This is a genomic window from Loigolactobacillus iwatensis, assembly GCF_003950295.1.
Taxonomy (GTDB): Bacteria; Bacillota; Bacilli; order Lactobacillales; family Lactobacillaceae; genus Loigolactobacillus; species Loigolactobacillus iwatensis.
In genome coordinates this window covers 21,661-29,364 of the sequence record NZ_RHNP01000039.1, presented here as the reverse complement: position 1 = coordinate 29,364, position 7,704 = coordinate 21,661, and the positions used below count along the sequence as shown (strand labels likewise).

The window sequence follows — 7,704 nt, the reverse complement described above, 5'->3', positions numbered from 1 at the left end:
GAATCAATGTTTTGAAATTGGTTATTTAATCGTGCGAATAAGAGTTACTCATTTACACAAAATTATTGACACTCTCGATTTTCTACTATGTTTTGCCGATCTGACGGAGATCGGCTTATTTTTTTGTAGCAAATAGAAACTATTTACGGTAGTTCGTATTTTTATATAAAAAAAGCCGCTACTCAAACAAGTAACGACAACCGCCAGCACTTAATTCTATTTGTCAGAAATGAACATACTTTAGTTTTGATTATTGAAAACAAAATAAAATACCGCTATCACTAGATCAGTGATATAACGGTATTTAGAGGCAGATGTTTAATCATTCACAACGCTATTAAACTACAAATTGGACCCGAACGGACTTGAACCGTCGACCTCCTACATGCGAAGCAGGCGCTCTCCCAACTGAGCTACGGGCCCGAAATGGCTACAAACAACCACTTCATTATTCTACCACAAGTTTAGCTAGGTGGAACAGTCTTTCTATGATTTTTATGCTACTAGTTAAAGGCAACTTTTACTTGCCGACTAGTTTCGTTATCATTTTTTGGTGTGATTCGAATTTGGAGATCATCCTTAGTATTTCGTAAGCGATAAGAAAGTTCAAAATCTTCGTTTTCATTTGGGCCAACATGATCAAGAAAATCGTCATCTTGCTCCGTTAATTTTAGCTTGGAACCATTTTGATAAACCGCTACTTCACCAATATCAGAAAATAGTCGGTCATCAGTTGTTTGGTTTAACCAACTAATCTCTAGTTCTACTTGTTGTTTGGTTTCTGCTTCGGCCTTAATTTGGCTAACGTTGAAACTTTTAAAGTTTAATGTTTTTGGGAGAACACTAACTTTGTCATCCGCACCGACATTTAATTTGGTTGAATCAGATTTTGCGGTGCTTGTACTGTGGGTGGTAGTTTGTTTCTTGTCATTAGTTGTGTCATTTTGCGTGGATTGGCTACAGCCGGCCAACCCCAGCAATATTACCCCTAATAAAACAATGGCTTGTTTTTTCATTTAAAACAGTCCTTTCTTGTTCCATAGTTAGTCGTTACTTAAAGCATACTTAATTTAACGTAGTTTAGCTATTTTTAAGCTAGGGTATATCGAAAAAATTTCACAAAAATAAGACCTACGACAAAGAAACAAGTCGTAAGCCTTAAATTGGTTTTAGTCGTACTAGCGGCGGCCCAAGAAATTTTGGCCTAACACTAATCAGTTATAAAAGATTAACAGGAATCGTTTTGAGACACAATCTCAGTTAAAAAGTCAAAACTTGTCCAACTAAGATCATATTCGGATCGTTAATTCCGTTAATTGAAGCCAATTCTTGAACAGACATCCCATGGGCGGCAGCGATGGCGGAAAGACTATCGCCAGATTTAATACGGTAACTATTATTGGTAGTTACTTTAGCGGTGGTTGTCGCTGAACCAGAAATAGTTAATACTTGCCCAACATAAATAGTATTTGTGTCATTAATATTATTCTGTGTTGCTAACTTTTGAACAGATGTACTGTGGTCAATCGCAATACCATACAGTGTATCACCAGCTATGACTGTGTAACGATTACTGGTTGGTTTTTTTGCCGTAGTTGGTGTTGTGCTGGCACTCGTATTACTACCTGTTACCAATAATTGTTGGCCGACGTAGATTAAGTTCGCGTTACTAATGTTGTTTTTACTAGCTAAGTTTGCAGCAGTGGTACCATATTTTGTCGCAATACCGGATAATGTATCACCGGATTTAACGGCATAGTAGTTGGTTGTTACTTTAGTGGTCTGTTTATTGTTGGAAGTAGTTGTTGTCGTGCTACCTGAAACCCAAAGATTCTGGCCAACGTAAATTAGATTTGCGTTACTAATGTTATTTTTACTGGCCAGGCTTTGTGCCGAGGTATTGTATTTCAAAGCGATGCCAGACAACGTGTCGCCTGATTTTACTGCGTAATAGACTTTACTATTAGTTGTCGGTTTGACCAAATTAGTAGTTGTTGTACTTTTTTTTGTGGCTTGCTTAACCAGTAAATTTTGGCCAATATTGATTAAGTTGGGGTTACTAATATTATTCCAAGATGCCAAGTTTGTGGTTGTATTATTGAATTTAGAAGCAATACCAGATAGGGTATCACCAGATTTAACTGCGTAATGAACCGAACCATCCGAGCTAGTTGTGCTAGCAACACTAATTGTACTGGTTGTACTTGTCTTATTGTTGAGATCAACAAAGTTAGCTGTGGTTCCACCGTTAAAAGCGATTTGATCCCAAGCAGTTAAATTCCAGCTACTAATAATATTTCGTAGACTAGTAGTGTAGTTAGGGTCAGTTGCGTAACCATCAGCACGAACTAAATAAGTTGCGGTATTGGCATCTTTAACACCTAGCAAATTATGGTAGCGCGAGTTATCAACAAAAAAGGCACCGTGATCCGTAACACTGGTAGAGTTATTTGGGTAGACGCGGAAATTATCATTAATGGTGGTGTAATATCCATAATATTCTTGGGTTGGTAAGGATACGGATTGACCATTATAAGAACCCTTAATGCCAAATAAGTTATGGTAGTTAGCCGCTAAACTTGATTGTCCCCAACCACTTTCAAGGATGGCCTGTGCAGCAGTTAAGGAAGGTAACACACCGTACTGTTGCCACCCAGCAATTGCCCCAGCCTGAATACTATCTAAAAAGGCCTGTTGGTAAGAGATGGAGCCACTATCCGAGCGGGTAATTGTTTGTGGTGTGCCGGTTGCTTTATAAGCAGCCAATGCTTTGGCTTTGGCCGCTGCAAGTGCTGTAGCACCATTATCATCATTGCTAAGGTTAGTCACTTGTAATCCAGAGGTACCGCCTTTAGCCATATCATTAACAGTTGTGTAGACGGCCGTATCATCTGACGCGGTACGCGTAATTGTAATGGCGGAACTTTTTACGGTTGTCGCAGCGGAACTATTTTGAGTCGCTGCTGAGCTTACTGTAGCAGTAGCAGAACTACCTTGAACTGCTGCTGAGCTTGCTGGACTAGTAGTGGCCGTTGCTGTAGAGGCTACTTCAGTTGAGTTACTTGAGGTAGCCGAATTAGCCGTTGATTGAACAGTGTCTGAAACGGCCGTGCTACTACTTTGGACCGCTGAACTTGCCTGTTTTGTTGTTAAGCTAGTTTGCTCAGCGTTCAGTGCTTGGTTTGGCTGAGCAGAGGTTTGAACTGCAGCGCTTGTAAGTTGTTGCTTGGCTGTGTTTGGCTGCTTATTGGCTGCCGTATTATTACTAGAAGCCGAACTAGCCACTGAGCTGCTGTTTTGCGTGGTCGCTTGCTTGATTGTGCTTGCTTGGGCCGCGGTACTAGAAACTTCACCGGTAGCGGCGCCTGATACAACCGTATTTGGCGCAATATTGTTAGTTGGTGCGGCGCTGTCCTTTTCTGAAGCGCTGGAACTAGCAGTGGTTGTTTTTAAAGTTGCCGTACTATCAGTGTGCTTAGCGGCCGCTGAATTTGTGGTTGTTGTGGTGCCTGTTGTTTTTTGTTGTGTTGTAGCAGCATTGGCGCCGGTCTGAATATTAAATAAACTAAACCCAAAAGTTAGGACTGAAATACCAGCGACTGTCCAATTTCTTCCTGCCTTATACATTTTGTAATGGACTTTTTTATTACTTGTTTCGTTATTGTGCTTGTTTTCTTGCATATGTAGAACCTCCCAAAAACTACCCCTACTTGATGACTAGTGTCGTGTGATTAAATGTTATTGAACTTAGATGCTTTTCCAAACACGCTCTAAGATTACCTTTGATGAATATCTTTTCCCAAATGTAAAAAATAATTATTAATAATTGACTAAAAAATGATTGTGCTTATGGACATATTAATGTCATTAGTTTAAAATTAGCACGCTAAAAATACTGTGTCAACGCGGTAAGTGTTACATTTTAGTGACAAAAAAATAATAGTGGCCATTTACAAAAATTGAAGCGACGATTAGATGGTAAATCAGTGAAAATTAGCCTTTTTGGCATATATTTTAACTGTGTAATTAAAATATAATTGAAATAAAAGATAGCTTCGGCTCAGTTTTATTAAAAGTGGTAGAATAATAGAGTAACAGTTACTTGGACCTTTAGCTCAGTGGGAGAGCACTTGGGTCACAACCAAGGGGTCGACGGTTCGAACCCGCCAAGGTCCATAATAGATACAAGAGTGAGGCAAAAGTCGGTTTTGGGTTCACTGCGTAACGTAAGCTAATAACCGTACCGTGGTTATTAGCTTAGCTGTAGTTAGGCACGTGAACCCAGACTTTTGGCGCACGTTTTAGAGTAATGATCGAAAATAGTAAGCGACTAGGACTTTTGTTCCAACCGCAATTAACCTCAATTTAGCCGATAGACGGCAAATTGGGGTCTTTTTTTGTAAAAAAGCATATTAGTTGTCTCAATTTTGGTTTGATCTTATCGTTGGAATAAGAATCGACTAGCTAATCTAAATTTTTTCGCTACCTTTGCATTAAATTAAGTAGAACACGTTTTGAAAATGATTTTTGACTGAATATGGTTAAAAATTAAGGCAAACTTGATGGGAGGTTGGCCAATATGGAAAGAATTGCGATCGTTAATGCAACTAATGATGCGTTTGTTCCCGTTTTGCAAACTCTGCATACTTCTTTATTACAAAATAATTCGACGGCCTACGTTGATTTTTTTATCGTTGATAATGATCTAAGTTTTAATGGGAAAGGGCGCTTGGCCGCCAATATTGCGCACTTTCCCAATGCGGCAATTCACTTTGAAACTGTTTCTCTGATGGCCGATACTGATTTTGTAGAAAGCAACCGTATTCCCAAAACGGCCTATTATCGGCTAATGGCTCCCTGTTTATTTCAAAATAGTAATTTTTCGCGGTTGCTTTACCTTGACTGCGATATGGTCGTTACTGGCAATATTATGAAATTATGGCAGACTGATTTGGCCGGAAATGTGATCGGGGCCGTTGAAGATGCTGGTAATCTTGACCGTTTTGCGGCCATGGGGCTAGATACTGGTGGTGCACGCTATTTTAATTCTGGTCTATTACTAATTGATTTGGAAAGGTGGCGGCAAGAAAAAATAACTTCAAAAGTAATGGCCTTTATTCGTGACCATCCAGAAAAACTGAAATATCATGATCAGGATGCGTTGAACGCCGTTTTGTATTCTAAATGGTATCAACTTCACCCACGGTTCAACGCCCAATCTGATTTAATGCTTGGTATTACGAGAACATTTGATGCCAAAACGGCACGCTTAAATCGTGAGGCCCGCCAACGGCCAACTATTATTCATTACTGTGGTCACGTCAAGCCTTGGCATTCGGATTATCAACACGCGGATTTGCAGGCAATTTATCGTTATTATGCGCAGAGAAACGGAGGAGTCGCTGATGGAGCAGAAGACCAATACCAATAGTGTTAGTAGTGAAACTTATCGTTTTACGGTTTTAACATCACGGTTAGTTCGAATTGAGTACAGTGCAGACGGCCATTTTGAAGATCACTTTACCCAAATTGTGCAAAATCGGGATTTAGGAACAGCTCATTTTGAAGTTTACCGGCAACGTAATCACCATGAATTAGAGATTGTAACTGATTATTTTCATCTGTACTATGAAGGCGGACCACTAACACCAGCATCACTGTACATTGACACTAAGTATGGTTATTCTGACTACGCCAATCGGTGGTATTTTGGTCAAGCAGTGGAAACCCTGAAAGGAACTGTTCGCACTTTGGACAAGGCTGATGGTGCAGTTGACTTGGATGAAGGATTGATGAGTCGTAACGGGTATAGTGTGATGGACGATAGTCGCTCATTCATTATTGAAGGTGAAACTGTTCGGCCCCGAACAGCATTAGGGGAGGACTGGTATTATTTTGCTTACGGACATGATTATTTAGCCTGCCTACGCGATTTTTACCGTTTAACAGGATTTCCTCCGCAATTGCCACGTTATGCGTTAGGTAATTGGTGGAGTCGTTATTTGGCCTATTCGCAAAGTGAGTATAAGTCCTTATTCGAAAAATTTACGCAAAATGAGATACCCTTTTCGGTTGCCGTTTTGGACATGGACTGGCATTTAATTGATATTCCGCATCGCTTTGGTAGCGGTTGGACTGGCTATACCTGGAATAAAGAGTTGTTTCCGGATCCAGAAGCATTGCTTACTTGGCTACACGAAATTGGCAAGCGAGTTACGGTTAATTTACACCCGGCAGATGGTATTCGGGCGTATGAAGCAAGTTACTCCACAGTGGCCAAACATCTAAACCTTGATACGGCGGCCGAGGAACCGGCTCTGTTTAATCTAAGTGATTCTGCTTTTCGGGAAAGTTATTTTAATGACGTTCACCACCCCTTAGAAAAGCAGGGAATTGATTTTTGGTGGGTTGATTGGCAACAAGGTAAGAATTTAACGCCACAACTTGTCGATCCACTTTGGCTATTAAATCATTACCATTTTCGCGATCATGCTAAACGACACGAGGCCGGGCTCATCTTATCACGTTATGCCGGTTTTGGTAGCCACCGGTATCCAATCGGTTTTTCTGGAGATACCATAGTTTCGTGGAAATCATTGGCGTTTCAGCCATATTTTACGGCGACAGCTAGTAACGTTGGTTATACGTGGTGGAGTCACGATATTGGCGGTCATATGCACGGTGAACGGGATGATGAATTAGCCTTACGGTGGTTACAATTTGGTGTTTTCAGTCCGATTATGCGGCTACATGGTAGCGGAAATCCGTTTAGTGGCAAAGAGCCTTGGAATTACAAGGAACCAAATGCATCGATTATGCGCGAATATCTTCGCCTGCGCCACCAGCTAATTCCTTATTTAGAAACGGCCAATTATCGTACGCACACGCTAGGGCAACCGTTAGTACAGCCAATGTACTATCATTATGATCAACCAGAAGCCTATGAACAGCAGAACCAAGCACTTTTTGGAAGTGAATTATTAGTAGCACCGATCATTTCACCAAAAATACAGCACTTGGACCAATCCAAAGTGACGGTTTGGTTTCCACCGGGACAGTGGTTTGATTGGTTTACTGGTCTACGTTACCGCGGCGATGTTACGTTAAACGTCTACCGTGATGAACGGCGGTATCCTGTATTTGTTAAGGCTGGGGGGATCGTACCGCTGAATCCTGATTCAATGGCGGATGCAACCCAACTTCCCGAAACCTTGCTTATCCGGATCTTTCCTGAGGCAAATAATCGTTATGTTTTGGCAGAACGGCAAGGAGAACGGATCGCAACAACGACATTTATTTGGAATTGGGATCAGCGCAAGTTACAAATAGAAGTTCAAGATCCGGCCAGTATTTTGCCTAACCGACGCCGGCTGCAGTTGGAATTTAATGCCTTAGGTACTTTTAGCATCAAGGCGAATGATTCGGCGGATATTTCGGTAGAAAATAATCAGGTTACTTGGCGGCAGGGAGATAGTTTACAATTACAGCTAATTGATTGTGAGCCAGTCCAGCAGCGAGATGCCGTAACCGAGCGTTTATTTGATAAACTTAAACGGGCGCAAATTAATTTTGATTTGAAACGAACAATTTGGCAGAAATTTCTGGCCTCTAAAAATAAAGGTCAATTTGTTAGTTTCCTGAATACTTTGGACGATCAGGATTTGGCCAGAATGCTGTACGAAATTGTGTATTTATTATAAAAAT

General features: G+C 40.8%; 4 protein-coding genes and 2 tRNA genes. 3 read left to right on the top strand and 3 right to left on the bottom strand.

Annotated features, from left to right (window positions below):
• Nucleotides 1–350: 350 nt before the first annotated feature.
• The 3 genes from EKM98_RS09900 to EKM98_RS09890 form a co-directional block, all read right to left on the bottom strand.
• A tRNA-Ala gene (locus EKM98_RS09900) sits at nucleotides 351–423 on the bottom strand.
• An 80-nt stretch (nucleotides 424–503) separates the two neighbouring features.
• Nucleotides 504–1,016 carry a hypothetical protein gene (locus tag EKM98_RS09895; protein ID WP_125982387.1) on the bottom strand — a complete coding sequence of 171 codons (513 nt, stop codon included), beginning with the start codon at nucleotides 1,014–1,016 and terminating at the stop codon, nucleotides 504–506.
• A gap of 244 nt (nucleotides 1,017–1,260) precedes the next feature.
• Nucleotides 1,261–3,681: a LysM peptidoglycan-binding domain-containing protein gene (locus tag EKM98_RS09890; RefSeq protein ID WP_125982386.1), complete on the bottom strand. Its 2,421-nt coding sequence runs from the start codon at nucleotides 3,679–3,681 to the stop codon at nucleotides 1,261–1,263.
• A gap of 423 nt (nucleotides 3,682–4,104) precedes the next feature.
• Here EKM98_RS09890 and EKM98_RS09885 point away from each other — a divergent pair.
• The 3 genes from EKM98_RS09885 (at nucleotide 4,105) to EKM98_RS09875 (ending at nucleotide 7,700) form a co-directional block, all read left to right on the top strand.
• Nucleotides 4,105–4,176: transfer RNA gene (locus EKM98_RS09885), tRNA-Val, on the top strand.
• A 403-nt stretch (nucleotides 4,177–4,579) separates the two neighbouring features.
• Complete coding sequence (locus EKM98_RS09880; protein ID WP_068225827.1) at nucleotides 4,580–5,431, top strand: glycosyltransferase family 8 protein; 852 nt, start codon at nucleotides 4,580–4,582, stop codon at nucleotides 5,429–5,431.
• Nucleotides 5,406–7,700, top strand: coding sequence for a glycoside hydrolase family 31 protein (locus EKM98_RS09875; protein WP_125982384.1), 2,295 nt, complete (start codon nucleotides 5,406–5,408; stop codon nucleotides 7,698–7,700). The genes EKM98_RS09880 and EKM98_RS09875 overlap by 26 nt, the downstream gene beginning before the upstream one ends.
• Nucleotides 7,701–7,704 lie beyond the last annotated feature (4 nt).

What these genes read in the sequence shown, in the direction of transcription:
- EKM98_RS09875 (WP_125982384.1), top strand. Translation starts at nt 5,406, where the DNA reads ATGGAGCAGAAGACCAATACCAATAGTGTTAGTAGTGAAACTTATCGT.
- EKM98_RS09890 (WP_125982386.1), bottom strand. Translation starts at nt 3,681, where the DNA reads ATGCAAGAAAACAAGCACAATAACGAAACAAGTAATAAAAAAGTCCAT.
- EKM98_RS09880 (WP_068225827.1), top strand. Translation starts at nt 4,580, where the DNA reads ATGGAAAGAATTGCGATCGTTAATGCAACTAATGATGCGTTTGTTCCC.
- EKM98_RS09895 (WP_125982387.1), bottom strand. Translation starts at nt 1,016, where the DNA reads ATGAAAAAACAAGCCATTGTTTTATTAGGGGTAATATTGCTGGGGTTG.